Below are 24,479 nucleotides of genomic sequence, written 5' to 3' on the forward strand. Positions count from 1 at the left end.
CCCTCGGCCAAGGCCGGACCGCAGTTCACCGCGGCACCGGGACGGACGCCAGGATGCTGCCCAGGACGTCGTCCACCTGGATTCCGTCCATCTGGGCTTCCGGCCGCAATCCCACCCTGTGCCGAAGGCACGGCAACGACAACGCCTTGACATCGTCAGGGGTCACGAACGACCTTCCAGACAACCATGCCCATGCTTTGGAAGTGTTGAGCAGCGCAGTGGCACCACGAGGCGAAACGCCGAGTTGGAAGGAAGGCGCAGACCTCGTGGCACGCACCACGTCAACGATGTACGCGAGGATCTCCGGGGCCACCGCCACTTGCGCTACAGCCTGCTGGGCGTTGGAAAGCTCGACGGCGCCAGCCACCGGCCGTACGCCGGCTGCGGACAGGTTTCGCGGATCAAAGCCGTTGGAGTGGCGGCGGATGACCTCGATTTCCTCGTCCCGACCGGGCAGCGGCATGGTCAGCTTGAGGAGGAACCGGTCCAGTTGTGCCTCCGGCAGGGGATAGGTTCCTTCATACTCCACGGGGTTCTGGGTTGCCGCCACAATGAACGGACTCGGCAGGGGCCGGGACACGCCGTCCACCGAAACCTGGCGTTCTTCCATCGCTTCCAGGAGTGAGGCCTGAGTCTTCGGAGGAGTTCGGTTGATCTCATCGGCCAGCATGATGTTGGTGAACACAGGGCCCTCGCGGAACGTGAACTCCGAGGTATGCGAGTCATAGACCAACGATCCCGTGACGTCACCGGGCATGAGGTCCGGAGTGAACTGAACACGCTTGGTGTCCAAGCTCAGAGCGGTAGACAAAGCCCTGACCAGGAGGGTCTTGGCCACGCCGGGAACACCCTCCAGGAGAACATGCCCGCCGCAGAGCAGGGCAATCAGCATGCCCGTTACGGTGGGGTCCTGGCCCACTACGGCTTTGCCCACCTCGGTCCTGACATTCAGCAGCGACTGCCGTGCCGGGTCTTCCCCGGGATGACGCTGCCCATTTTCCGGATGCCCGACGGCCTGGGGTGCTCCTTGCTGCGGAGTTCCTTGCTGGGCCGCATCTCGCTGGGCCGCATCTTGCTGCAAGGCGTCGGGCGGGGGCGTCGTACCGCCCGCGTAATGGGCATTGCTGTTGGTGTAGCTGTTCGGCTGGCTGTTCATCGGGCGGTCGCTTCCTGTTCGAGTCGTTCGATTTGTTGTGCCCACTGCACCAGTTGTCCTTCGCTTTGCGGCCTGAAGTCGATCAGGACGGACCGCACTTCCGTGGCTGCCAGCGCCACATGGCGGGCTGTTGCGTCCAGTAGTGCTTCGGTGGTGGCGTCGGCTCCGAGATTGAAGTGCCGGGCCAACCGTGACAGGGTGCCGGCCCTCAGGTTCTCGGCGGCCCGCCCCACGGCCCGTGAATCCTGGTAAAGGCGTGCCCGGCCTTCTGCTGTTTCGGCGGCTTTGACCACCACGGGCAGCGGCTCGAAAACCAGTGGGCCCATACGCCGGCCACGCCATGCGATGGCCAGCAGGGCTACCAAGCCCAGCCACGGCCCCGCGAATGCCAGCCAGCGGGGTGCGAGCTCGTTTAGCGTGGGGTTCGAATCGGTGGCGGAGATGTCTCCGAGGCCCGGGATGTACCACACGAGGTCCGCGCTGGTTCCCAACGTACGAAGGACGAGGGCGGCATTCCCCTCTGTGGCGAGGTGTTGATTGTCCATCAGTTCCCTGCTGCCCAGGACGACTATCCGCCCATCGGCTGATGCTGCATACAACCCGGGCCCGTCCTCGCGGATGGCGTAGCAAACCACGCTCCCGGAAAAGACGGAGCCCTGTGCAGACACCCGGCCCGCTGCCTTGGCGTCTTCCTGGTCACAGCCGGGTTCCGTGACCTGTGTTCCTTCCGGAACTACCCCGCCAGGTCCGAACCCTCGATCCAGGCCGTTGAGGGTCCTGAGCCGTGGAGCAACCACCACAACACGATCTGCTGCTGCCGTGATCTCCTCCAGCTGTGAGTGGTCAAGGAAACCCTGTGCGTCATAAAGGAGGACTGTGGATTCTTCCTTGGCTGCCAACGCCTCCAAGGTGTCCTCGAATGTATCTGTCGGAGTGACGGATACGCCGTGGCGTCCCAGGATTTGGGCTACGGCCATGGCCCCGTCCGGTGCTGGGTTCCGCGCGGACAACCGACGGGAATCTGTTGCGCCGGAGACACTGTTGATGGCCAGGAAAGTCACTAAGCCGGCAAGCAGGGTGCCGAGGGCAATCCATACGAGGTGTTTCCGAAACCAGGTTGTGAAACCGCGTCCCGTGGAAAGTCCTTCGGAAGCAGAGTGGTCCGGGGTTTTCCGGTCTATCGTCGTTGTCATCGGGGTACCGCAAATCCGGCGTGGGCTTGTCCGGCGAAGTCGGGCTTTAACGCAAGAAGGTCGGCATCCAGCATGCGGACGGACTCGTAGTCTGCCCGCGTTGCAGCCTGTTCGCCGTACCGCACGGCGTCGAAAACACGGGCAGCGGCAAGCAGCCTGACTTGGGCTGTACCGAAAACACGCCCCAGTTGATCGGCGGCCTCGTCTGCGGTCCTGCCGGCCCGAGCGTCAATGATGTCCCGTTCTTCGGCCGATCGGACAAGAGCGCGAAACTGATCGACGACGGCGGCTGGCCAGTTGCCGCCGTCGGCTGCAGTTGCAGCCCTCCTCCTGTAGCCTTCGGCGTCGACAGCTTTGTCCTCGCCGTAAAGGTCCCCGGGCGCTTTTGCCCTCCGGGCGTTCAGTCTGGGCCGAACGATGACGATGGCCGCGACGATGAGCACCACGGCCAGGACCACCATCAACGGAACGGCGATGTTGGGCCCGCCTGCTCCATCACCTTCCAAAGATGCCAGCCAATCCAGGACATCACGCCACACCTGGTCCAACCAGCCGGGAGTCGCGTCGGGATATCGGGGGTTGGACAGTTCCTCAGCGGCCCATCGGCGCGCTTCGTCGCGGTCCGGTGTCACAGGCGGTTCCATCAAAGCCGGCGATGCGAAAACGTCGTTTGCGGCTACCTTCATGCCGGAGGATGCTGCCCGGGGGGAGCGGACGGAAACTGCCCGCCGTTCGGTGGCCAGGCGGCCTTTCCGGGCAAGGTGGACGGCCCGCCGGGTATTCCGTCCGGATCGGAACCTGTTTCCATCAGCCGCATCAATTCAACGTCCAGGCCGTCACGACGCATTCGAAGGTCCATGTAGATCAGGCTCGAAACGGACGCTTGAAACGCAAACGTCACGGACCCCACCAAGGCCCCGATCGCCGTCGAGATCACAGTGGTCAGAACCAACGTGGACATCATCGAGTCGGGATCAGGGTGGGGAGCTACTACCGAACCGATGGCCGCGGAGGCCAAGGACACAGGAATTTGGACAATCTGGGCGATGATTCCCACCATGATGGCAACCACCAGCGTGATGCCGAAGATGCGCCACCAATTGTTCTTGGTCAAACGCCAGGATCGGAGCAAACCATCGTAAACGCCGGTCTGCTCCACCACTATGGCGGCAGGGGCCAGCATCAACTTCAGGCCGATCCAAACAAAGACCACAACTGACCCCAGTCCCAGGGGCAGGACGAACAGCAGCGCGGCAGGGCCCATGGCAGTGAACAACAAGATCGCAATCCCGATCACCGCGGCAGCGGCCAGCAGGCCGCCCAGCGTCAGCAGCGCGGCAACGCCAAGGAGCGGAAGGATCCTGGGGCCCGCAAGCTTCCACATTTGTTTGAAGCCCGTCCGACGGTTGAGAACCGAACGGGAGACCGGCACAACCAGAACCCCCTGGAGAACTGATCCCAGGAAACCGACCAGCACGGAAACGCCCAGGGTGCCCGCCATGAAGGCGAAGAAGGGGCCCATCGCATCGGCGAACTCTGCCTCTGAACTGACGGATTCAAGAGACATGGACAACTGGAACATCCCCACCGTGACGATCCCGATGAAGAAGGCTCCGATGGCTTGCACTATCAGCGCAGAGCCAAACATGGAGGCGGCATTGCGGCGGATCGTCTGGAAGGAGCCGTCCAGAATCTCGCCGAACTGCAGCGGACGCAGGGGAATGACTCCAGGCTTTGGGGGAGCGACATAGAGGGGCTGTCCGTAAGGCGGCCCTGGCGGCCATCCCGGAGCACCTTGGCCCGGCCGGTTTTGCCCGCCATCCGGCGGGGCGGTCCATCCCGGGGGCCCACCCCACTGTGGTTGATTTCCCCACTGTGGTTGGTTGCCCCACTGTGGTTGGTTGCCCCACTGTGGTGGGTTGCCCCACGCCGGCTGACCGCCCGGCGGCGGATTCTGGCCGTGCTCTGGTTGTGACACGTTTTCCTCCCCAAGAGATCCGGCCCGCCGACTCCCGACGTCCCCCACACGGACCTTCGCCACCAGCCTATAGTCCCGCCGTCGTCCCTCATAGCCTGCCGCCCGGGCTGGCCTCCCTGGGCGCGGTAACGGCAAGGTGCAGTACGGTGGAAGAGCCTTGGGACGCCATGCCGTGCGCCGCGTCCAACGGGACAAAGACTTGGTGATAAGGGAATATATAACTATGAAGGCACGCATTCTGGTAGTTGACGACGACGAAGCACTCGCAGAGATGATTGGCATCGTCCTGCGCAATGACGGCTTCGAGCCAGTGTTCTGCGCAGACGGCGGCCAAGCCTTGGAGGTCTTCCGCTCCTCGAAGCCGGACCTTGTGCTGCTGGACTTGATGCTGCCGGGATCGGACGGCATCGAGGTCTGCCGGCAGATCCGTGGCGAGTCGGACGTCCCTATCGTCATGCTCACTGCCAAGTCGGATACTTCGGATGTTGTTCGCGGCCTGGAATCCGGCGCCGACGATTATGTGCCCAAGCCCTTCAAACCCGCTGAACTTGTAGCGCGCGTGCGTGCGCGGTTGCGGCCGGGCGATCAGAAGGCCCCCGAAACCCTGCGCATCGCAGACGTGACCATCGACGTGGCAGGCCACCTGGTGACCCGGGGCGGCGAGCGCATCTCGCTGACGCCACTTGAGTTTGATCTCCTGGTTGCGCTGGCGCGCAAGCCTTGGCAAGTGTTCACACGCGAACTGCTCCTCGAGCAGGTGTGGGGATATCGCCACGCCGCGGACACGCGGCTGGTCAATGTCCATGTCCAGCGGTTGCGCTCCAAGATTGAACGCGATCCGGAAGCGCCCGAGGTCGTTTTGACGGTGCGTGGTGTCGGATATAAAGCAGGTTCCTGAGTCCCCGGTCGGCAAGACCGGCGCGACAGGCGGGGACCCTGGTCCCAAGACCCCCGATTCGGCCGGTGTCCACCACGTGACCCCGGCAGAGTCAAAGTCTCCTGAAGCGTCCCTTGAGTCATCCGAAACGTCCCCTGAGCAGACCGCCAAAGAGGTCAGAAACCTTTCGTGGCTCCTGTCGCGGCTGCGGATCTGGAGACGGCGCGGCCTGATTCTGGTTCTTCGTGTTTCGCGGCTCGTGGCCATTGGCGTGCGACAGATTAGGCCGGGGCTGCGGTTCGTTTGGCGTTCGTTGTTGCGGCGCTGGCGCCGATCCCTGGAGTTCCGTACGGTCCTGACCACGTTGCTGCTCGCCGTGACTTCGTTCGCGATTGTGGGCGCATACTTGTCCAACCAAATCGCCAACAACCTCTTCCAGGAGCGGCTGACACAGGCGGAGTCCGAATCGCGCTTTAACGTCAAGCAGGTCCAGGACACGTTCGACGGCGCCCAGGTCACCGACCAGTCGAGCGTCATCACCCTTGTTTATGACACCTTGACCGCAGTGGAGGGCCGGGGGTCGGTCATCCAGCGCAGATATGTCTTCGAAGCCGCGCCGGAACAAACCAAACCACGTAACCGCTGGGTTGAGTCGCGTGCTTCGGACCAGCTGACGGTTCGCGTTATTCCCCCGGAGCTGCGTAAGGCCGTTCAAACCGGCGGCAAGCAGCAGTTCTGGGCCTCCACACAGTTCCCGGTGGGAAATGAGGACAGGCCCGGCATCGCGGTGGGAAATATGGTCACCTTCAACGGAACGGCCTACGAGCTTTACCTGATCTACGACCTCAACACTGCCCAGCAAACACTGGATGAGATCCAGAACGTCCTGTGGGCAGGCGGTGCTGCCCTCGTCCTCATGATCGGTGCCATTGCCTGGTACGTGACCCGTAACGTCGTCAGTCCCGTAAGCCACGCGGCCGTCGTGTCGGAAAAGCTCGCGGCCGGCCAACTGCAGGAACGCATGGTGGTCAAGGGAGAAGACGAAGTCGCAAGATTGGGCGCGTCCTTCAACCACATGGCCGCCAGCCTCCAGGAACAGATCACTCAGTTGGCCACGTTGTCGCAAATGCAACAACGCTTTGTCTCTGACGTGTCCCATGAACTGCGTACCCCGCTCACCACCGTACGCATGGCGGCCGAGGTCCTGTTCGATGCTCGGGAAGATTTTGATCCCATGAACAAGAGATCGGCGGAGCTGCTCTACCACCAGGTTGAGCGCTTTCAGTCGTTGCTCTCGGACCTGCTCGAGATTTCGCGGTTTGACGCCGGTGCAGCCGTCCTCGATGCAGAGCCACAAGACATCTTCCAGGTGATTTCTCACGTTATGGAAGGTGCGGCACCAGTGGCCGCGGAGTACGGTTCGGAAGTCCGGCTGAACGCCCGGCAGAAGAGCATCATCGTGGAGATGGACTCCCGCAGGATCGACCGCATCCTCCGCAATCTGCTGCTTAATGCGCTCGAACACGGTGAAGGCAAACCGATCCATATATCCGTTGCGGCCAACCACGATGCTGTGGCGGTGTCAGTAAGGGACCATGGCATCGGGATGACCCAGGCTGAGGCCGCCAGAGTCTTCGACCGCTTCTGGAGGGCAGATCCTGCAAGGGCCCGGACCACCGGAGGAAGCGGCTTGGGCCTTTCCATCGCAGCCGAGGACACCAAGCTTCACAACGGTTGGCTTCAGGCGTGGGGCCGAAAGGGGGCCGGGTCCAACTTCCGGTTGACGCTTCCGCTGCGGCAAGGAGACATCATTGCGAAGTCCCCGCTTCAACTGGAGCCTGCGGACATTGGATTCCCCGGGTCGGCAAGCGAACGGCAGATGCTGGTACTGGGCCCGGATTCCAGCGGGGCTCCCCAGCCGCCTCAAACCGTCGGCGGGAAGCCCGCGCCAGACGATGGAGTAGCAGGGGAGATGTCGTGAGAATGCTGCGTCCCGGCCGCGCGAGGGCAATCGTCGCGCTGTTGGTCATGCTGATGGTCATGCTGGCGTCCTGCGCGCAGATTCCCCGCTCCGGGCCCGTTGGCAAGAGCAAGGACGAAGGCGCCGGCAATCCCAACGCACCGGTCTTTTTTCCCGCTGCTCCGCGAGCCGGTTCCAGTCCGGAGACTGTGATCGAAGATTTCTACATGGCTGGCAGCGGCTACGAGGACGACTACCCCGTAGCACGTCAGTACCTGACACAAGCGCAATCAGTAACCTGGAAGCCTGACAAACGGGCCATCGTTTTCCGCGAGGCGCAAGTAGTCAAAGCAGCAGGGGAGAACGAATACCTCTACGAACTCGACCTCGCATATTCGGTGGATGCTGACGGCGTCGCAACCCAGTTCCCACCGGGGACCAAGGAAACCATTCCCGTGACGCTTGAGCAGGTCGAGGGAGAATGGCGAATCTCCAAGGTGCCTGATGGCACGGCCATTCCGGAGGAGACGTTCAAAGTCATCTACGGGGCAAATCCCATCTACTTCTATGACCCCACCTTCACCTATGCAGTGCCGGACTACCGTTGGTTCATCAAAAAGAACACGGTCAAATCCATGACCAGCGCCCTTCTTGCCGGCCCGGCACCTTATTTGCGGGGGGCTGTGGTGAGTGCATTCCCATCCGGGATGAAGCTCGCCAGGGAATCCGTTCCGGTGGTCTCCGGTGCGGCGCAGGTGGATCTCTCCGCCAAGGAACTGTTTGACGCCTCTGCGGAAGACCGCCAGAGGATGCAAAACCAGTTGGCGCTGACCTTCCGCAACCAGCCCGATGTCATCAACGTTCAACTTCGTGCGGACCAGGATCTGGTACGCGTGGAAGACAACGGCACAGTGTTGCCGCCTGTGCTGGACAAGTCGGTTCCTGCCCGCCAGATTGCAGTAAACAACGGAGACCTGGTGCGTTATGAGAACAACAGGGTCACCCCACTGCCGGACATTCAGTCGGTTGCCGGTCTCGGACCGCACTCGCCAGCAGAGTCGCCGGTGTCCCAGACGGCTGCCTTCCTTAACGGCGACAAGACCACTCTCTACTCCATTGAACCGGGGCAGCCGGCGCGACAACTCACCACCAGAACGACGCTTACCGGTCCTTCGTTCAGCCCCAACGACTGGGTGTGGACGGCGGGCCCTGGTGCCACCGGGGCCGCAGAGGTTGTGGCCTACAAGCCCACAGGCTCAGCCCCGGGTGCCGGGATTCCCAGCGTCACCATGACCCCGGCCTGGCTCACAGGACGAACAGTCAAGGACTTCAGGGTCTCCCGGGAGGGCACCCGAGCCCTGGTCATTTCCGAGGCGAACGGTAAGTCCGCCGTGCAGGTTACGGGCATAGTCCGGAACCCCGACGGAGTGCCTAAGGACCTCACCGTCCCCATCACCTTGCTCAGCAACAGCGCTGCTGATCAAGGCGCCTGGGTCAACGGCTCCACGGTGGCTGTGATGTCCGGTTCGGCCACGTCAACGGTGGTACCGGAGTTGCTGTCCTTGGAATCGGGTGAGCCGCAGCAATTGGCCCCGTGGGACGGGTTGACCAGCATTAGCGTCGGAAACGGAGCTGAGCAAATCTACGGACAGTCGGATGCCGGGATCTTCCAACGTGTCGGAAACGGCTGGGAGCTTCAGCTAAAAGGCCCAACAGAACCGGCTTTCCCGGGCTGACCTCTCCCGCAGCCGTTCTACCTACCAGTCCGTGCGCGTTGTTCGCACAGCGCGTTTATCCACATAGCGTGCAGCGTGCCTTTTGCCGGGATTGGCGCGCGGTCAAGCTGTGAGGGTGACTTTTTCCATACGTGGCACCTACTCTTCGCCAGGCCTATTTTCCTTACTGGGCTTATTTTGCTTGCCGGGCTCGTGGTTCCGTACATGGCAGGGTCGGCAATACTTCGACCCCGATCTACATCCGCCTGAACCTGTCGGGGCACGTCGTCGTGGACCGGATCAACACGTAACGGGCCGGGTCATCGTCGCATTGCAGGGCACAGTAACTGACCTCCTGGGTGTGTTGGTTCCTGTCGACTGTGTCTGCTGTGAGAAGGAAGACGCGGTACTCTGCGGCAGTTGCGCAAAGAAGGTCCGTCAGTTGTGCAGGCAACCCTTTCGGGCCGAGCAGGAGTCGCGCGCGTTGGTGGATGTCGACGGAACGGCGAAGATCGGGGTGGTAGCAGCAGGTCCGTACAGGGATGAGTTGGCGCGGTGCCTGCTCTCCTTCAAGCACCATGGTCAGTGGCGCCTTGCGGCTGTTCTGGCTTCCTGCCTTAGCAAGGCCGTGGAGACCGCCATAGGTGGCCGGTCAGGCTACTGCCTTGTCCCCGTTCCCACCAGCAGTAAGGCATACCGAAGGCGTGGATTCAGCCCGGTGCACCTTCTGCTCTTCTTCATGAGCGTTCGCCGGATGCTGCCCCATTGCCCAATCCTTGACGTGCTGGAGAAAACTGGCGAGTCACCGTGGTTTATGGCCAACCCGCGAGTTGTCCGAGAAGCGGGCGCCTGGCTCGTTGACGAGGTGCCGGGCCATGAGCCTGCTGAACACGGAGGCCAAAAGGGCCTTGGAAGAGGTGAACGCGCTCGTCGTGTGCGGGGATCCATGAGGGTAGTGCGACGACGGAGCGAAGAGCTGCGCGGCAAGAGGTGCATCCTCGTCGACGATGTCCTCACTACGGGGGCCACCCTGGCCGAGGCAGCACGGGCGGTCACTGCGGCCGGCGGTGTGGTCTCCGGAGCTGTTGTGCTCGCGGCCACGAGGCCACCAGCCTACGCTTACACTGCCGCCAAGGACGACCCCCATGCAGTCATTAAGACTCAATCAAAAAATAAGTGGCTAAAGGATGAATAACGGGTGGCGATGAACTAACGTCGGTTGTGGGTACCAAGAACAGATGTACCTGTCGATAGCGGCTCGGAAAGGGGCTCGACTGTCCGTCAGACAAGCCCCCAACAGCGCCGTTGTCGTGTCACCTGAGTTATTTGGAGGGCACCATGGAGTTCATGATCAGCGGACGAAATCTGACAGTTTCTGACCGCTTTCGCGAATATGCCGGCGAAAAAATCTCAAAGATTGAATCGCTGGGGGATAAGGTCCAGCGGGTTGACGCAAAGGTTTCCAAGGAAACCAATCCCAGGCAGACGCCTGGCGAACTCACCGTAGAAGTGACAGTCCTGGGCCGAGGCCCCGTTATCCGTGCCGAGGCCACAGCCGCTGACAAGTTTGCTGCCTTCGATCTCGCGTACAACAAGTTGCTTGAGAGGCTTCGTCGCGCGAAGGACCGCAAGAAGGTGCACCACGGCCGCCACACACCGAAGGCCGTGAGGGAAGCTACGGCGACACTTGAGCCAGCCAGTGCGAGTGAGCCGCTTTACGTAGAGGCAAGCAACCATCAGGAGTCCGCGCCGCCGGTAGACGAGCGGTCACCGTACGACATCGAGAACGACATTCCGGCAGGCGATTCACCCGTCCTGATCCGCCGGAAAGTTTTCCCCGCGGCATCGCTGACCCTCGATGACGCCGTGGACAACATGGAGCTCGTCGGACACAACTTCTACCTGTTCCTGGACAAGGAAACCAACGCGCCATCGGTTGTTTACAGGCGCAGTGGCTGGACTTATGGTGTGATCACCCTGGACTCCACGTGCGAGCCCGGCGAGGAAGCCGTGGAAGAAAAAATCCACGCCTACCGCTCTGATGATCAGGCCGCCACAGCCAAGTAAAGCCTCTCTATAAGCACGAAGGGACTTCAATGACCGCTTCGCTGAGCCTGTCACAGGCGCGGCGGATCGCATTGGCAGCTCAAGGTCTGGCAAAGGTCCGGCCCACCGGCCCCGTGACGTCACGGACGGTGGGCCGGACCTTTGCCCGGCTCCAGCTTGTCCAGATCGATTCGGTGAACGTGGTGGCACGAAGCCATTACCTTCCGTTCTTTTCCCGGCTGGGAGATTACGATCCCCTCATCCTTCAATCGATGGCTGGCCGGAAACCACGCAAAATGATGGAGTACTGGGCACACGAGGCGAGCTTTATCCGCCCGGAGCACTTCCAGGACCTGCGCGTATGGCAGAAGCGGTCGTGGGTGGGAGCCCACGGCCTGGATCCGACCGTACGTCAGGACATGGAGGACCGTATCCTGATGGCTCTCACCACAGGACGCCCGATGACTGCATCCGAACTGACGGCAAGGCTCGGACACGACGAAGACTCCGAGCGGGACAACTGGGGCTGGAACTGGAACATCGTTAAGCGCGTGTTGGAGCACCTCTTTGAAGAAGGTCGGATATCCGCTGCTTCGCGGACGTCGCAATTCGAACGAAAGTACACCCTCACCTCGCGGGTTATTGCAGACACCAATCCGACCGAAGTCGACGCTGAAGCGTCCCTTGACCGCCTGATGGACGCAGCCGCCCAAGCCCACGGCATTGGCACGGTCAGGTGCTTCTCCGACTACTTTCGAACACCGCTTAAAGCAGGTGCGGATTCGGTACAACGTTTGGTCCGTGCAGGCCGCCTTGAACCCGTTGTGGTTCGCGGCTGGGACAGGGATATCTTTAAACATGTTGACGCCGCACTGCCACGAAAGGCAGCTGGCCGGGCGCTGCTGAGTCCCTTCGATTCGCTGGTTTTCGAAAGGCGGCGGCTTGAGGAGCTGTTCGGATTCCACTACCGGATTGAGATCTACACCCCCGCCGCCAAGCGACGTTTCGGCTACTATGTTCTGCCGTTCCTGCTGAGAGAGGCCATTGTTGCCAGAGTGGACTTGAAAGCCGACCGGGCCACCGGTCAGCTCTTGGTGCGCGCCGCTTTTGCTGAGATGACTGCACCCGCGGATACCGCCGTCGAACTTGCCGCGGAACTGAGACTCATGGCTACGTGGCTCGGCCTCCAGGAAGTGGTGGTGTGGCCGGTAGGGGATCTTGCCGGAGCGCTTTCCGAGGCCGTGGCAAGGGGTGGCAGTGCCCCGGCAGAACACCCCCATCCGGGCAGTCCGCTCAGAGTGGAACCCGGCAACGTGGCGATGGTCTCTCCCGTAGACTGAAACAGCCAGAATTCGGCAGCATGAGACTGGGAGCAATTTCACGTGGCATCACTAATCGAAAAACTTCTCCGCACGGGTGACAAAAAGACACTCAAGACACTGCGGAACTATGCCGATTCCATCAATGCCCTGGAAGACACTTTCAAGTCCTTCACGGACGCTGAAATCCGCGAGGAAACGGACCGGCTAAGGTCCCGCCACCAAGACGGTGAAACCCTGGAAGCTCTCCTCCCGGAAGCGTTCGCCGCCGTGCGTGAAGCCTCGTCGAGGACCTTGGGCATGCGGCACTTCGACGTGCAGCTCATGGGTGGCGCCGCGCTCCATTTGGGCAACATCGCGGAAATGAAAACGGGTGAAGGCAAAACCCTCGTTGCCACAGCGCCTGCCTACCTGAACGCGCTCTCGGGTAAGGGTGTCCACGTTGTCACCGTTAACGACTACCTTGCCGAGTACCAGTCCGAACTTATGGGCCGTGTCTACCGGTTCCTCGGTCTCACCAGCGGCTGCATCCTGTCCAACCAGGATCCCACCGTACGCCGGGAGCAGTACGCCGCTGACATCACGTACGGAACCAACAACGAATTCGGCTTCGACTACCTGCGCGACAACATGGCCTGGGACGCCGGTGAACTGGTGCAGCGCGGCCATAACTTCGCGATCGTGGATGAGGTTGACTCCATCCTGATCGACGAAGCACGTACTCCGCTGATCATTTCCGGTCCCGCGCAAGGCGACACTAACCGGTGGTACAGCGAATTTTCCAAAGTGGTCCTCCGGTTGCAGCCAGACGTTGACTACGAGGTCGACGAGAAGAAGCGAACCGTAGGCGTACTGGAAGCCGGCATTGAAAAGGTGGAGGACTACCTTGGAATACAGAACCTCTACGAATCCGCCAACACACCGCTGATTGGCTTCCTCAACAATGCCATCAAGGCCAAAGAACTGTTCAAGCGGGACAAGGACTACGTCATTCTCGACGGCGAGGTTCTGATTGTTGACGAGCACACCGGCCGTATCCTTGCCGGGCGCCGTTACAACGAAGGCATGCACCAGGCCATTGAGGCCAAGGAAAATGTCGAAATCAAGGCAGAGAATCAGACTCTCGCCACCGTGACGCTGCAGAACTACTTCCGCATGTACTCGAAGCTCGCCGGCATGACGGGTACGGCCGAGACTGAAGCGGCGGAGTTCATGAGCACTTACAAGCTCGGCGTCGTTCCCATCCCCACTAACCGCGACATGCAGCGGATCGACCAGTCGGACCTCGTCTACAAGAACGAGGTAGTGAAGTTCGATGCTGTCGTTCAGGACATCGCCGAACGACACAAGAATGGCCAGCCGGTGCTGGTGGGCACCACCAGCGTTGAAAAGAGTGAGTACCTCTCTAAACTCTTGGCCAAAGAAGGCATCCGTCACGAAGTCCTTAACGCCAAGAACCACGCCAGGGAGGCGTCCATCGTGGCGCAGGCCGGACGTAAGGGCGCGGTTACCGTAGCAACCAACATGGCGGGCCGCGGTACTGACATCATGCTCGGCGGCAACGCCGAATTCACGGCTATCGCCGAACTCTCCAAGCGGGGGCTGGATCCTGAGGAAAACTCTGACGAGTACGAGGCCGCATGGCCGGCGGCGCTGGCAGCAGCCAAACAGGCGGTCAAGGACGAGCATGAAGAAGTTCTGGACCTTGGCGGACTTTACGTGCTCGGGACCGAACGCCACGAATCCCGCCGGATCGACAATCAGCTACGCGGACGTTCCGGACGTCAGGGCGACCCCGGCGAGTCCCGGTTCTACCTCTCCCTTACAGATGACCTGATGAGGTTGTTCAACTCAGGTGCGGCCGAGCGGCTAATGAACAGCTCCGTGCCCGACGATGTTGCCCTGGAGTCGAAGCTCGTATCCCGTGCCATTGCCTCGGCGCAAGGCCAAGTAGAGGGCCGCAACGCGGAGCAGCGCAAGAACGTCCTCAAGTACGATGACGTTCTCAACCGTCAGCGTGAAGCCATTTACGGCGACCGTCGTCGGATCCTTGAGGGCGATGACCTGCACGAAAAGGTCCAGTACTTCCTGGAAGACACCATCAACTCACTGATTGATGCGGCTACTGCCGAGGGATCAGGCGACGACTGGGACTACAACCAGCTGTGGGCAAACCTGAAGACGTTGTACCCGGCAACCGTGACTGCCCAGGAGATCATTGACGAAGCGGGCGGCAAGTCCAGAGTCACTGCCGAATTCCTGAGGGAGGAAATCCTCTCCGACGCACGGCTTGTTTATCAGGCGCGGGAAGAGGCCATCGGTTCGGAGAGCATGCGTGAGCTTGAGCGTCGGGTGGTTCTTTCGGTCATTGGACGCAAGTGGCAGGAACACCTCTACGAGATGGACTACCTCAAGGAAGGAATTGGCCTCCGTGCCATGGCCCAACGCGATCCGCTGGTGGAATACCAGCGCGAGGGGTTTGTGATGTTCCAGAGCATGATGGAAGCCATTCGTGAGGAAAGCATTGGTTTCCTCTACAACCTCGAAGTTGAAGTAACTCCCGCCGAAGATGTGGTGGTGGCGGACGGTTCTGCGGCTGGCGCGCACACCGAGCATCACGATCCGCAAATCCGTGCGGCGGGCCTCGAAGCACCTGAAAAGCCTGCGCAGCTGCAGTACACAGCGCCCGGCGAAGACGGAGGCACGCAGACACGGATTGAGGGCCGGGCGTCAGGCCGTTCCGGCAACCCTGCTAAGGCAGCAAGCCAGGAACCGCGGAAACAGGCTAAGAAGAAGCGTCGCTGAATAGATTCCATATCGCGGCAATGAAAGGGTGGATCCGGGACTGATTGTCCGGGATCCACCCTTTTCGCATGCCTTCGAAGCAGTTTGTGCCCTTGGAATTATCCAATTTCCAGGGCGGTAACCTGCCAAACTCCATCCAAACGCTCCAGCCTCATGGCTACGGCACGGCATCGCTGCTCTTCGGCCACTACGATGCTTGCCTCGCAGATTGATTCGGATATGGAACAGACTCGAACAGAGCGGACCATGGGACTGCGGTGAGGTTGTGAATTACCCCGGGTCCGGACTGCGTGCTTTCGCGTGAGGGCTGCCCGATGCTGGAGGGACAGGTAGCACTCCTCATTCAGTGAGCGGGAGAGCTGAAGCACTGGACGGGTGCCGGCCAGAACCTCCAGTGCTGCCTGCGCGATGCTCCGGGCAACAAGTCGGACGTCGATGTCCGAACCGCCCGGGCCGCGTGTGGCGGTTGTGCGTTTAGTGCTCCGACGACTTGCTGGTCGGCTCGTTGTTGCAAGGGTCATGGTCATACCTCTGGCGTTCACTACATGAGCTGCAGCGGGGGGACGCTTTGCTCGGTGGCTTCTGCTGGGATGACACTAGGAATCGGTTGTGAGATATGGACTCTGCCCCTGAGCGGGCTGTCCTGTACGAAGGGCTGGTCCGATAGCCCCTCACTGCTAGCCCGGCGAAGGCGGTTGCAAGACCTGACCCGGACGCAGCACGGCCGGGTCACTTCCGATGATTGCGCGATTGGCGGCGTACCACTTGGGCCAGATCAACGCGACGTCCACGTCGGTTGCGAAGGGTCCCAGCCTGGACGCCGCGATTGACCACAAGGAGTCACCATCCTTGACCACGACGCCGGCCTCGCCCTGTGGCGTCGTTGATCGTGAGGACTGGCGGCTCAGAAGCCCAGGATCAATCACGGGGTGTTGAGGTTGCCAGCGCGGATCATTCAGCCGGGTGCCGGATGTATCGGCGTCGTCGACAGATTGCGGGAGGGAGTCGGCACGATGTGAGGGAGCGGGCGTCCACGCTGCCTGCGCGGGTGCCCCGTTGCCGGCGAACGTACGATGCCAACCTGGCTCCGGTGGGGTAGCAGCCGCTTGAGCTATCCCCGTGCCCAGCAGATTTAGGCTGACGATGGCCATCGCGAGACGCAACATAAAGGCAGGGCTGAATTTTGCGAGGGAGTCGGCATGCTTTCTGTGCCCGGCCCGCTGCAAAAATGAGGCCAGGAAGGCGACTAACAAGGAGAGGGCCCACCAAGACACGATCGCAATCCCCGCAGCGCTGGCAAGGAATCCGAGAAGATGTTCCAACGTAAAGCTTTGATGGTGTCGCTCAGCAGCCTGCCACTGGGCCAGAAGCAGTTCCCCCACAAGACCCAGGGAGAGTCCCAGACCAAGAACAAATGCCGCGAGGGCGGAGTCACTACGCAATATTCGAGCCATTCAAAGTCCCCGAGCTTCATTTGATGCAGTTTGATGCAACTTGACCTATTTTTTCCATTTTGTGCACAGTAGCCGTGATTTGTCCAATCCCGCTTTCCGGATTGGCCATGACTCCTCCCTGCAGCCTAGTCTGACCACATGAGATGGGACTCTCTTTTCAGCGATTTGGAAGCGCAATTCTCGGCCGAGCGAGCCTTGGAGAAGGAATCTGAGATAGCGGATCGAGCCAGGATCGAGCTCGCGGGCATCGAACTGGCCGATCGCCTTCGGGGCTCCGCTGGCACCGAAATCAAAATCGTCATGGTCGACGGCGATGTTATTCGAGGGGAGCTAGGCCATGTGGGGAGCGAGTGGCTGGTCCTGACGGAGGGTGCTCGGCAGTGGCTCGTGCCCTACACGTCTGTCCTTTCCTATCAAGGACTCGGAAGGGTGTCGCTGAGGCCCTCATCGCGGATCCAGCATTCGCTGGGGATCGCCTCCGCACTAAGGGCGCTGTCCAGGGACCGCTCTGAACTGGTTGTTCATCTGAAGGTGCGGACAGGTGATGGATACAAGCTGCATGGAGTCATAGACAGGGTGGGGCGCGACCACTTTGACCTCGCAGTGGTCCCGCACGGTGAGGCACGCCGGGCAGGCAACGTGGCCGCGGTCATGACCGTCCCTTTCGGTTCATTTGCAGCGCTTTGCTCGGCGGGGAGTCAGGACTTCCGGGGCGGCGGCAACTAAGGCTGGTTGGTTTTGGATTTGGCCTCTTGAATCATGCGGCTGGCCTCTGCGTAACGGTCCTCGATGTACTGCTCGAGCATTTTTTCCTCGATGCGCCATTGTCCCCGCCCTCCCACCTGGATGGCTTTCAGCTCGCCGCTTCGAACCAAGGCGTAGGCCTGCGGTGAATTGATTTGTAGTTGTTCTGCGACGTCCGCAAGAGTCAGGAATCGGGGCATGGCTTCATTTTGCCACCGTTGCTGCGGTTTGGTGTAGTTATCCACAGTTTCGGCCTCTTTGGGGTCGATGGCTTTGGACCCGTCCAAGGTGCCCGGTAAGAATGAGGAGGCAGGTGCCGTTCACCATGCAGTAACTCACAGCGGGGAGCAGGAAAATGGGTCAAAGTGCGGGCATCGCAGCCCCCAGGCTAAAGAAGCCTTCGTGGAAAGATCCCCGGCTTCTTATCGGCGTTTTGCTGGTTCTGGCGTCTATCTCGGGCGTGATTGCACTGGTAGGCACAGCCGACAGGACAACTCAGGTCTACACGGCCCGCGAAGACATTGCAGTAGGTCAGGTGGTCACCGAGGCGGACCTATCCATCGTCAAAGTCCGTCTGGATGACGTCGAATCCAGTTACGTCACAGTCGAGAACGGAGTCGCTGAGGGAAAGGTTGCCCTGCAGCGGGTGGCCAAGAACCAGCTTGTCCCACAGGAAAGCCTGGGGGCGCCCGATGCTTTGAACCGTAAGCCGGTGGCCATTGCAACGGAAGAAGAACTACCCGTGCAGGCCGTTCCCGGCGCAAGGGTTGACGTCTGGATTGCAATGCCGGGCTCCAATAGTGCGTTCGATGAACCGCAGTTACTTTTGCCCAGCGCGGAAATCGCCCTGATGACTCCGGGGTCTACAGCCTTTGGTTCAGCGAAAACGACCGTGGTGATGGTGCTGGTGACGGACGAACAAATGCCAAAACTGCTCTGGGCGCAAGCGAACAAGGCGAAGGTTTCAGTTGTTTGGAACCCTGCGGGCGTAGTCCGATGAGCATTCCTGTCGTTACCGTCGGCTCGGCGCAGGATGTCATAGTCGGCGGGTTGGAGCGACTGCATGGCCCGGTAACCGTGGTTCGCCGTTGTTCAGAGCTCGCTGAACTCATAGCCGCTTGCCAAAGCGGTCTCGCGGTGGCGGCTGTCGTAGCGGAAGGCTGCGAGGAGCTCACCACCACGCTGGTTGATCGTCTCAGGGCGGTCGGTGTCTCCATTGTTGCCCTAAGTGATGATCCAGCCGAGGTCGAACGTCTGCACTCCATAGGCGCAGTGCCTGCTGGCGCGGGAATCGAGGCTGCAGACCTCGCGGCCAAAATATCGGAGGCTGTTGGGCGCGACAGTCCTCGAAGTCAGCTGAGGTCCACTCGGGACACGGGATTTGCAGATCCAGGGGCAGACTTGCTTGTGATGCCTGTGGCGACCCGTGTCGATGAATCGGTTGAGGGGGCCGGCCAAGTAATTTCCGTGTGGGGACCGATCGGCGCCCCCGGCAGGACACTCCTTGCGGTCAACATCGCCGCGGAGTTGGCCGCCGTCGGCAAATCGGTCATCCTCGTGGATGCAGACAGTTATGGAGCCAGTGTGTCGGCGGTGCTCGGACTCCTGGATGAGTCGGCGGGTTTGGCCCAGGCCTGTAGGTTGGCGGACCAAGGACTGCTTGATGTTGAAGCCCTCAAAGCGGCGGCAATTCCAGTCTTCATTAAAGGCGGAACTTTTAGAGTACTCACGGGCACCACCAGGGCGGATCGGTGGACTGAACTTAGGGCGGGGGCCTACTCGACGGTTCTCGAGAGGGCCAAGCAACTGGCGGATCATGTTGTGGTGGACGCAGGTTTCTGCCTCGAGTCGGATGAAGAGCTCAGCTTTGACACCCTGGCCCCGCGACGGAACGCCGCCACGCTTCGCAGCTTGGAAATGGCCGACGTGGTGTTCGCTGTCGGGTCCGCGGATGCCATTGGAGTGCCGCGTTTGGTGCGCGGGCTGGCGGACCTCGAGTCAGCGGTTCCGAATGTGTCTCTCCGGGTTGTGCTGAACAAGGTGAAGCGCTCCACTGTGGGCCATTCTCCCCGGGAGCAACTGGAGGATGCGTGGGTCCGCTATGGCCCTGGAACGGGTGTAGATGCGTTCCTGCCGGCTGATGCTGAGGCCTGTGATGCCGCCCTACTATCAGGTTCGGTTTTGCTGGAAGTGGCACCAGAGTCGGCCCTGCGGAAGGCGATAGCAGCGCTCGTCTGTGCACCTGTCCAGCAAAATCATAATTCCTTTGGTCGAACTATCAGAGCCTTGCGGCACCTAAAGCGCTAGGCTCGCCATGTGGGCTGCAGAGTCGCAGCAATCAACATGTGATGGAGGCGTTTGTCGATGTCGTCAGGATCCAGCGTGGAGGATCGGTCCGATGCAGCAGTTATCCGTGAAGGGTTCTTCGGTGACTACTATGAGCACCTCGCAGAGGAGGATTCACGCGCGTATTCGCCGGAACTTCTGATTTCGCGGGCGAGGAAGCACCGGATTGCGGCCCAATCCCGCAGGCCCGGTAACGCGGTCGTTGAAATCGCTGCCGAACCTGAGCGAAACGTTGTTTATATCGTCACGGACGATATGCCATTCCTCGTGGATTCTGTTAATGCGGAACTGGTTCGCCAGAACTGCGCAATCCGTTTGGTGATGCACCCGTTGTTCGTGGTCACCCGTGACCGGGTTTCCGGCGAGCTGAGCAGTATCTCGAGGGTACCGTCAAACGTTGGCCTTTCCAGTGGCGACACCGCCGCACTCCCCAGCGTGGCCCATCTCTTGGGCGATGGCGATAACGCATCGCACATGGAGTCATGGATCGCGGTTGAAATTGACCGGATAGGTGATGATGCGCGGGAGGAACTGATTGCAGGGCTGCAACGCATCCTTGGTGACGTCCGGGCCGCGGTCGAGGACTGGCCCAAGATGCGGAGTAAAGCTCTTGAGCTGGCCGAAGCATTGGGTGGCATTACGCATCCTGAGCAAGTCGCCGAACTCAGGCAAGCACAAGACCTTCTGCGTTGGCTGGACAACGGAAACTTCACTTTCCTGGGGTACCGCGAATACGACCTCGTAGATGAGAATGGCGAGGATGTTCTTCAGCTCCGTGAGGACAGTGGCCTTGGCTTGCTGCGCGCAGGCGACACCACGCGTCAGGTCCAGCACCTCACAGACGCAGGCCGAAAGCGCGCAAGGGAGAAGCGTGCCTTGGTGATTACCAAGGCAAACTCGCGCTCCACCGTGCACCGGCCCGCATACCTCGATTACATCGGAGTCAAGAGCTTCGATGCCTTGGGCAACGTCAACGGTGAACGCCGCTTCATAGGTCTGTTTGCCACCAGTGCGTACACCGGATCCGTACGCAGCATCCCGATCGTCCGGGATAAGGTGGACGCTGTCTTGCGGAACGCCGGCTTCCCCGTCGACTCCCACTCGGGCAAAGACCTTCTGGGCATCCTTGAAACGTATCCCCGCGACGAACTGTTCCAGATAGAAATACCGGATCTCGCCGCCACGGCCACCGGGATACAGCGACTCCAGGAACGGCGCCGGACCAAGCTGTTCCTGCGCCCGGACATCTACGGACGGTTCATGTCCGCGGTGGTCTACCTGCCTCGGGACCGGTACACCACCAGTGTCCGACTCCGGATCGAGCAGGAACTCCGCGAAACGTTCCACGCCGAAAGCATCGACTACGAGGCCCGAATCACCGAATCCGCGCTGGCTCGTGTGTTCTTCAGGATCAGGTTGCCCCGAACAGCCGAGCTGGCGGAAGTTGACGTAAAAGAGCTGGAACAACGGCTGATGCGTGCGTCCCGGTCATGGAGCGAGGGCATTACAGAGGTTCTCCGCGAGCACCGGAGTGCCGCTGACGCTGATGTTCTATCTGCGCTGTGGGCGGAGGCATTCCCGGCGGGATACCGCGTTGACTATGAGGTGGAAGACGCTCTTGAGGACATTGAGCGCTTCGAGAAATATGGCGCAGAGGCAGAACGGGCAGGACGGGTCACCAAGCAAGTCAGGCCCGGTGTCCACGTATATCTTCCCGAAGGTGCCGGCGAGGCTTTGGAAGAGGATGCCCGCGTCAAGCTCTATCTGATGGAGCCCAAGAGCCTCAGCCAAATCCTGCCCTACTTCCACAACCTCGGTCTGGAGGTATTGGATGAGCGTCCTTTTGAGATCGAAACCTCAGATCATCGTGACTTCTTCCTCTACGACCTCGGACTCAAGTACCCCGCGGGAGTCGATCCCCTGGCTACAGGAGAGCTGCTGGGCGACTCCTTCAGCGCCGCCATCACGGGTGCTGTTGAATCGGATAACTTTGACCGACTGGTGCTCCGTGAAGGAATTCATTGGCGTCAAGTGGTGGTTCTCCGGGCCTATGCCAAATACATGCGGCAAATGGGAAACACCAACTCCTTCGGATTCATCGCTGATACCCTCCTGGGCAACCCGGATGTTGCACGTGGGCTTAACGAGCTCTTCTCTGCGCGCTTCGATCCCACTGTTGCGGAAGAACAGCGGCCTGAACGCCAAGCCGCTGCGCGGGCAGCCCTCGCGGAGTCAATAGAGCAGGTGGCCACGTTGGATGCGGATCGCGTCCTTCGCACCTTCGTGAATCTTATTGAGTCGACTCTGCGGACCAACTACTACCAGAACAAGGAATACCTCAGCTTCAAGCTGGACCCCACGTCGATTGACGGGCTGCCTTTCCCACGTCCGATGTTCGAGATCTGGGTCTACTCACCGAGGGTGGAGGGCGTGCACCTCCGTTTCGGGAAGGTGGCCCGAGGTGGCCTCCGTTGGTCGGACCGCAGGGAGGATTTCCGCACCGAGATCCTGGGCCTGGTGAAGGCACAGACGGTCAAGAATGCTGTCATTGTTCCTACGGGAGCCAAGGGAGGATTCTTTGCGAAGAAACTGCCCAACCCCGCAGTGGACCGGGCGGCCTGGATGGCCGAAGGAATCGAAAGCTACAAGACCTTCATCCGGGGTCTGTTGGATATTACCGACAACCTCGTGACGTCGGCGGACGGCGAAAGGCTTGTACCGCCGTCGGACGTTGTTCGGCACGACGGTGACGACTCCTACTTGGTAGTGGCAGCAGACAAGGGCACCGCCACGTTCTCCGACACCGCCAACGGGCTGGCGGCCGAATACGGTTTCTGGCTCGGTGACGCGTTTGCCTCGGGTGGCTCAGTCGGTTATGACCACAAGGCGATGGGCATCACGGCGCGTGGAGCATGGGAATCAGTCAAGAGGCACTTCAGTGAGCTCGACCTGGACACCCAGACCGAGGAATTCACGGTAGTTGGTGTGGGCGACATGTCCGGGGACGTGTTCGGCAATGGGATGTTGCTTTCCCGCCATATCCGGCTCCTAGCCGCATTTGACCACCGCCACATCTTCCTGGATCCCTCACCCGAAGCTGCTGCATCGTTTGCCGAGCGGCAAAGGCTGTTCGAATTGCCCCGGTCTTCCTGGGACGACTACGACCGGACTCTCATCAGCGAAGGCGGCGGCGTTTATTCCCGCCAGGCCAAGACCATCCCGGTCTCGGACCAGGTACGCAAGGCCTTGGGCCTGCCGGACGGAACGACGCAGCTCAGCCCCCCGGAACTTCTTCGTGCAATCTTGCTGGCGCCGGCCGATCTCCTCTACAACGGCGGTATCGGAACCTACGTCAAGGCCAGTACGGAAACCCATGCTGCTGTCGGTGACAAAGCCAACGACGCTATCCGCGTGGACGGTCGGGATCTGCGGGTCAAAGTTGTGGGCGAAGGCGGAAACCTGGGACTGACCCAACGGGGTCGCATCGAAGCCGCTTTGCAAGGCGTCATCCTGAATACAGATGCAATCGATAACTCCGCTGGCGTGGACTGCTCCGACCATGAGGTCAACATCAAGATCTTCGTTGACCGGATGGTGGCGGCCGGCAAGCTCGATTCCGCCGAAAGAGCCAGCTTCCTGGCCGACATGACCGATGAGGTGGGACGGCTCGTCCTCCAGGACAACATCGACCAGAACATCCTGCTCCTCAACGATCGGACCCGGGTAGCGGACTGGAGCCCAAGTTACGAGCGCCTCATGGACTGGCTGGAGAAGTCTGCCGACCTCAAGCGCGATCTTGAGGCACTCCCCACCACAGAAACGCTCCGGTCAAGGTTGGAGCAGGGACAAGGACTCACGTCTCCCGAGCTGGCGGTCTTGGCCGCATACGCAAAGATCGAGCTCGCAGCAGCGTTGCGGGACAGCAACCTCGCCGACGATCCCTGGTTTGCCGGCACAATCCGTGAATACTTCCCGAAGCAGTTGCGGGAGAAATTCGATGCCGAATTGGACACCCACCCGCTGCGGCGCGAGATTATCGCCACTGTAGTCGCCAACGACATCATTAACCTGGGCGGCATCACCTTCGCCTTCCGGGCCATTGAAGAAACCTCGGCCAATGAGGTGGCTGTTGCCAAGGCCTTCGTGGCGCTGCGTGAAATCTACGACCTCGACCCCATGGTTGCCGAACTGAATGCTCTTCCGGCGTCCTTCCCCACCGAGCATTGGAGTGAAGTCCATCTGGACATCCGCCGGTTGCTCGACCGGGCTGTGCGTTGGGTATTGGGGCAGGGGATGGGTTCTCAGCCTATTTCGGACGTCGTGGAGTCCTTCAAGCCCATGTTGTCTCCGCTGAGGGCCAGGCTTCTTGACTACCTCCGTGGTGAGGACAAGGTCCGCATCTCCGGATGGTTGGATAAAGCCCGTGGCTGGGAACTGCCGGATCATCTTGCACACAGGTGGGCTGAGCTGTTCGAGAGCTACGCACTCCTGGACATTGCGCGGATTGCCCAAACCGGAAACGAGGGCGTCGAGGACGTGGCGCACGTCTACTACACGGTGTTCAACCGCTTCCACGTGGATTCTCTGCTGGAACGAATCAGCTCTTTGCCTCGTGATGACCGTTGGCAGGCTTTGGCACGTGCAGCTCTCCGTGATGACTTGTACTCGACGGTGGCGGATATGACGACGTCGGTCCTCGAATCGACAGAGTCCGGCGGTGCGGCGGAAGATCGGCTCAAGGCCTGGGAAGGGCAGAATGCCGAACAACTGGGACGTGCCAAGACCATGTTTGATGAGGTCAACGCGCTCGAAGCCGACGACATGGCTTCACTGTCGGTAGCATTAAGGCTCTTGAGGTCAATCGTTCGACGCTAGGGTCAGTCCCG

18 protein-coding genes are annotated in these 24,479 nt (G+C 60.7%); 11 read left to right on the forward strand and 7 right to left on the reverse strand.

Features of this window, described 5'->3' with window-relative positions:
* Positions 1-25 precede the first annotated feature (25 nt).
* The 4 genes from J3A64_RS03205 to J3A64_RS03220 are packed head-to-tail and all read right to left on the reverse strand — an operon-like array spanning position 26 to position 4,327.
* On the reverse strand, positions 26-1,156 hold the full coding sequence (locus J3A64_RS03205) for a MoxR family ATPase (RefSeq protein WP_210063617.1): 1,131 nt from the start codon (positions 1,154-1,156) through the stop codon (positions 26-28).
* Positions 1,153-2,349 (reverse strand): DUF4350 domain-containing protein, encoded by a 1,197-nt coding sequence (locus J3A64_RS03210; protein ID WP_210063618.1) that lies wholly within the window; start codon positions 2,347-2,349, stop codon positions 1,153-1,155. Before J3A64_RS03210 ends, J3A64_RS03205 begins: the two co-directional genes overlap by 4 nt.
* Entirely contained in the window at positions 2,346-3,035 is a 690-nt protein-coding gene (locus J3A64_RS03215; RefSeq protein ID WP_210063619.1) for a DUF4129 domain-containing protein, read from the reverse strand. The genes J3A64_RS03210 and J3A64_RS03215 overlap by 4 nt, the downstream gene beginning before the upstream one ends.
* Entirely contained in the window at positions 3,032-4,327 is a 1,296-nt protein-coding gene (locus J3A64_RS03220; RefSeq protein ID WP_307807157.1) for a hypothetical protein, read from the reverse strand. Before J3A64_RS03220 ends, J3A64_RS03215 begins: the two co-directional genes overlap by 4 nt.
* A 223-nt stretch (positions 4,328-4,550) precedes the next feature.
* Between J3A64_RS03220 and mtrA the strand changes: the two genes are divergently transcribed.
* The 7 genes from mtrA (at position 4,551) to secA (ending at position 15,049) form a co-directional block, all read left to right on the forward strand.
* Positions 4,551-5,225 (forward strand): MtrAB system response regulator MtrA, encoded by a 675-nt coding sequence (gene mtrA, locus J3A64_RS03225; RefSeq protein WP_014922244.1) that lies wholly within the window; start codon positions 4,551-4,553, stop codon positions 5,223-5,225.
* Positions 5,197-7,185: an MtrAB system histidine kinase MtrB gene (gene mtrB / locus J3A64_RS03230; protein ID WP_043470445.1), complete on the forward strand. Its 1,989-nt coding sequence runs from the start codon at positions 5,197-5,199 to the stop codon at positions 7,183-7,185. Before mtrA ends, mtrB begins: the two co-directional genes overlap by 29 nt.
* A gap of 2 nt (positions 7,186-7,187) precedes the next feature.
* Positions 7,188-8,900 carry an LpqB family beta-propeller domain-containing protein gene (locus tag J3A64_RS03235; protein ID WP_011775351.1) on the forward strand — a complete coding sequence of 571 codons (1,713 nt, stop codon included), beginning with the start codon at positions 7,188-7,190 and terminating at the stop codon, positions 8,898-8,900.
* A gap of 466 nt (positions 8,901-9,366) precedes the next feature.
* Positions 9,367-10,074 (forward strand): ComF family protein, encoded by a 708-nt coding sequence (locus tag J3A64_RS03240; RefSeq protein ID WP_286139758.1) that lies wholly within the window; start codon positions 9,367-9,369, stop codon positions 10,072-10,074.
* Between the two features lie 143 nt (positions 10,075-10,217).
* The gene (gene hpf / locus J3A64_RS03245) at positions 10,218-10,946 is read left to right on the forward strand and encodes a ribosome hibernation-promoting factor, HPF/YfiA family (protein WP_043470442.1); all 729 of its coding nucleotides are present in this window, start codon (positions 10,218-10,220) and stop codon (positions 10,944-10,946) included.
* A gap of 29 nt (positions 10,947-10,975) precedes the next feature.
* Positions 10,976-12,265 carry a winged helix-turn-helix domain-containing protein gene (locus J3A64_RS03250; protein ID WP_210063622.1) on the forward strand — a complete coding sequence of 430 codons (1,290 nt, stop codon included), beginning with the start codon at positions 10,976-10,978 and terminating at the stop codon, positions 12,263-12,265.
* A 42-nt stretch (positions 12,266-12,307) separates the two neighbouring features.
* Positions 12,308-15,049: a preprotein translocase subunit SecA gene (gene secA, locus J3A64_RS03255; protein ID WP_014922239.1), complete on the forward strand. Its 2,742-nt coding sequence runs from the start codon at positions 12,308-12,310 to the stop codon at positions 15,047-15,049.
* Between the two features lie 98 nt (positions 15,050-15,147).
* Here secA and J3A64_RS23585 read toward each other — a convergent pair whose 3' ends face one another.
* Together J3A64_RS23585 and J3A64_RS03265 are read right to left on the reverse strand one after the other, a co-directional pair.
* Positions 15,148-15,576: an Rv3235 family protein gene (locus tag J3A64_RS23585; protein ID WP_307807158.1), complete on the reverse strand. Its 429-nt coding sequence runs from the start codon at positions 15,574-15,576 to the stop codon at positions 15,148-15,150.
* Positions 15,577-15,726: 150 nt separating this feature from the next.
* Positions 15,727-16,503: a LysM peptidoglycan-binding domain-containing protein gene (locus tag J3A64_RS03265; protein WP_210063623.1), complete on the reverse strand. Its 777-nt coding sequence runs from the start codon at positions 16,501-16,503 to the stop codon at positions 15,727-15,729.
* Positions 16,504-16,641: 138 nt separating this feature from the next.
* Between J3A64_RS03265 and J3A64_RS03270 the strand changes: the two genes are divergently transcribed.
* Entirely contained in the window at positions 16,642-17,229 is a 588-nt protein-coding gene (locus J3A64_RS03270; protein WP_011775344.1) for a hypothetical protein, read from the forward strand.
* On the opposite strand, the gene J3A64_RS03275 is transcribed toward J3A64_RS03270, so the two are convergent.
* Positions 17,226-17,447: a helix-turn-helix domain-containing protein gene (locus tag J3A64_RS03275; protein ID WP_043471355.1), complete on the reverse strand. Its 222-nt coding sequence runs from the start codon at positions 17,445-17,447 to the stop codon at positions 17,226-17,228. The two genes, J3A64_RS03270 and J3A64_RS03275, sit on opposite strands and share 4 nt — an antisense overlap.
* A 155-nt stretch (positions 17,448-17,602) precedes the next feature.
* On the opposite strand from J3A64_RS03275, the gene J3A64_RS03280 reads away from it, so the two are divergent.
* From J3A64_RS03280 to J3A64_RS03290, 3 genes are read left to right on the forward strand one after another with little or no spacing between them, the layout of a single operon-like run.
* Entirely contained in the window at positions 17,603-18,247 is a 645-nt protein-coding gene (locus J3A64_RS03280; RefSeq protein ID WP_210063624.1) for an SAF domain-containing protein, read from the forward strand.
* Positions 18,244-19,554 (forward strand): chromosome partitioning protein, encoded by a 1,311-nt coding sequence (locus J3A64_RS03285; RefSeq protein WP_210063625.1) that lies wholly within the window; start codon positions 18,244-18,246, stop codon positions 19,552-19,554. The genes J3A64_RS03280 and J3A64_RS03285 overlap by 4 nt, the downstream gene beginning before the upstream one ends.
* A 57-nt stretch (positions 19,555-19,611) precedes the next feature.
* Complete coding sequence (locus J3A64_RS03290) at positions 19,612-24,468, forward strand: NAD-glutamate dehydrogenase (protein WP_014922233.1); 4,857 nt, start codon at positions 19,612-19,614, stop codon at positions 24,466-24,468.
* The last annotated feature ends 11 nt before the right edge of the window (positions 24,469-24,479 follow it).

The sequence above is a fragment of the Pseudarthrobacter sp. PvP004 genome, from assembly GCF_017876035.1.
Lineage (GTDB): Bacteria > Actinomycetota > Actinomycetes > Actinomycetales > Micrococcaceae > Arthrobacter > Arthrobacter aurescens_A.

Excerpts from the sequence above, each read along its gene's own strand:
- J3A64_RS03205 (WP_210063617.1), bottom strand. The coding sequence starts at position 1,156 with ATGAACAGCCAGCCGAACAGCTACACCAACAGCAATGCCCATTACGCG.
- J3A64_RS03210 (WP_210063618.1), bottom strand. The coding sequence starts at position 2,349 with ATGACAACGACGATAGACCGGAAAACCCCGGACCACTCTGCTTCCGAA.
- J3A64_RS03215 (WP_210063619.1), bottom strand. The coding sequence starts at position 3,035 with ATGAAGGTAGCCGCAAACGACGTTTTCGCATCGCCGGCTTTGATGGAA.
- mtrA (WP_014922244.1), top strand. The coding sequence starts at position 4,551 with ATGAAGGCACGCATTCTGGTAGTTGACGACGACGAAGCACTCGCAGAG.
- J3A64_RS03235 (WP_011775351.1), top strand. The coding sequence starts at position 7,188 with ATGCTGCGTCCCGGCCGCGCGAGGGCAATCGTCGCGCTGTTGGTCATG.
- hpf (WP_043470442.1), top strand. The coding sequence starts at position 10,218 with ATGGAGTTCATGATCAGCGGACGAAATCTGACAGTTTCTGACCGCTTT.
- J3A64_RS03250 (WP_210063622.1), top strand. The coding sequence starts at position 10,976 with ATGACCGCTTCGCTGAGCCTGTCACAGGCGCGGCGGATCGCATTGGCA.
- J3A64_RS23585 (WP_307807158.1), bottom strand. The coding sequence starts at position 15,576 with ATGACCATGACCCTTGCAACAACGAGCCGACCAGCAAGTCGTCGGAGC.
- J3A64_RS03265 (WP_210063623.1), bottom strand. The coding sequence starts at position 16,503 with ATGGCTCGAATATTGCGTAGTGACTCCGCCCTCGCGGCATTTGTTCTT.
- J3A64_RS03270 (WP_011775344.1), top strand. The coding sequence starts at position 16,642 with ATGAGATGGGACTCTCTTTTCAGCGATTTGGAAGCGCAATTCTCGGCC.
- J3A64_RS03275 (WP_043471355.1), bottom strand. The coding sequence starts at position 17,447 with ATGCCCCGATTCCTGACTCTTGCGGACGTCGCAGAACAACTACAAATC.
- J3A64_RS03280 (WP_210063624.1), top strand. The coding sequence starts at position 17,603 with ATGGGTCAAAGTGCGGGCATCGCAGCCCCCAGGCTAAAGAAGCCTTCG.
- J3A64_RS03285 (WP_210063625.1), top strand. The coding sequence starts at position 18,244 with ATGAGCATTCCTGTCGTTACCGTCGGCTCGGCGCAGGATGTCATAGTC.
- J3A64_RS03290 (WP_014922233.1), top strand. The coding sequence starts at position 19,612 with ATGTCGTCAGGATCCAGCGTGGAGGATCGGTCCGATGCAGCAGTTATC.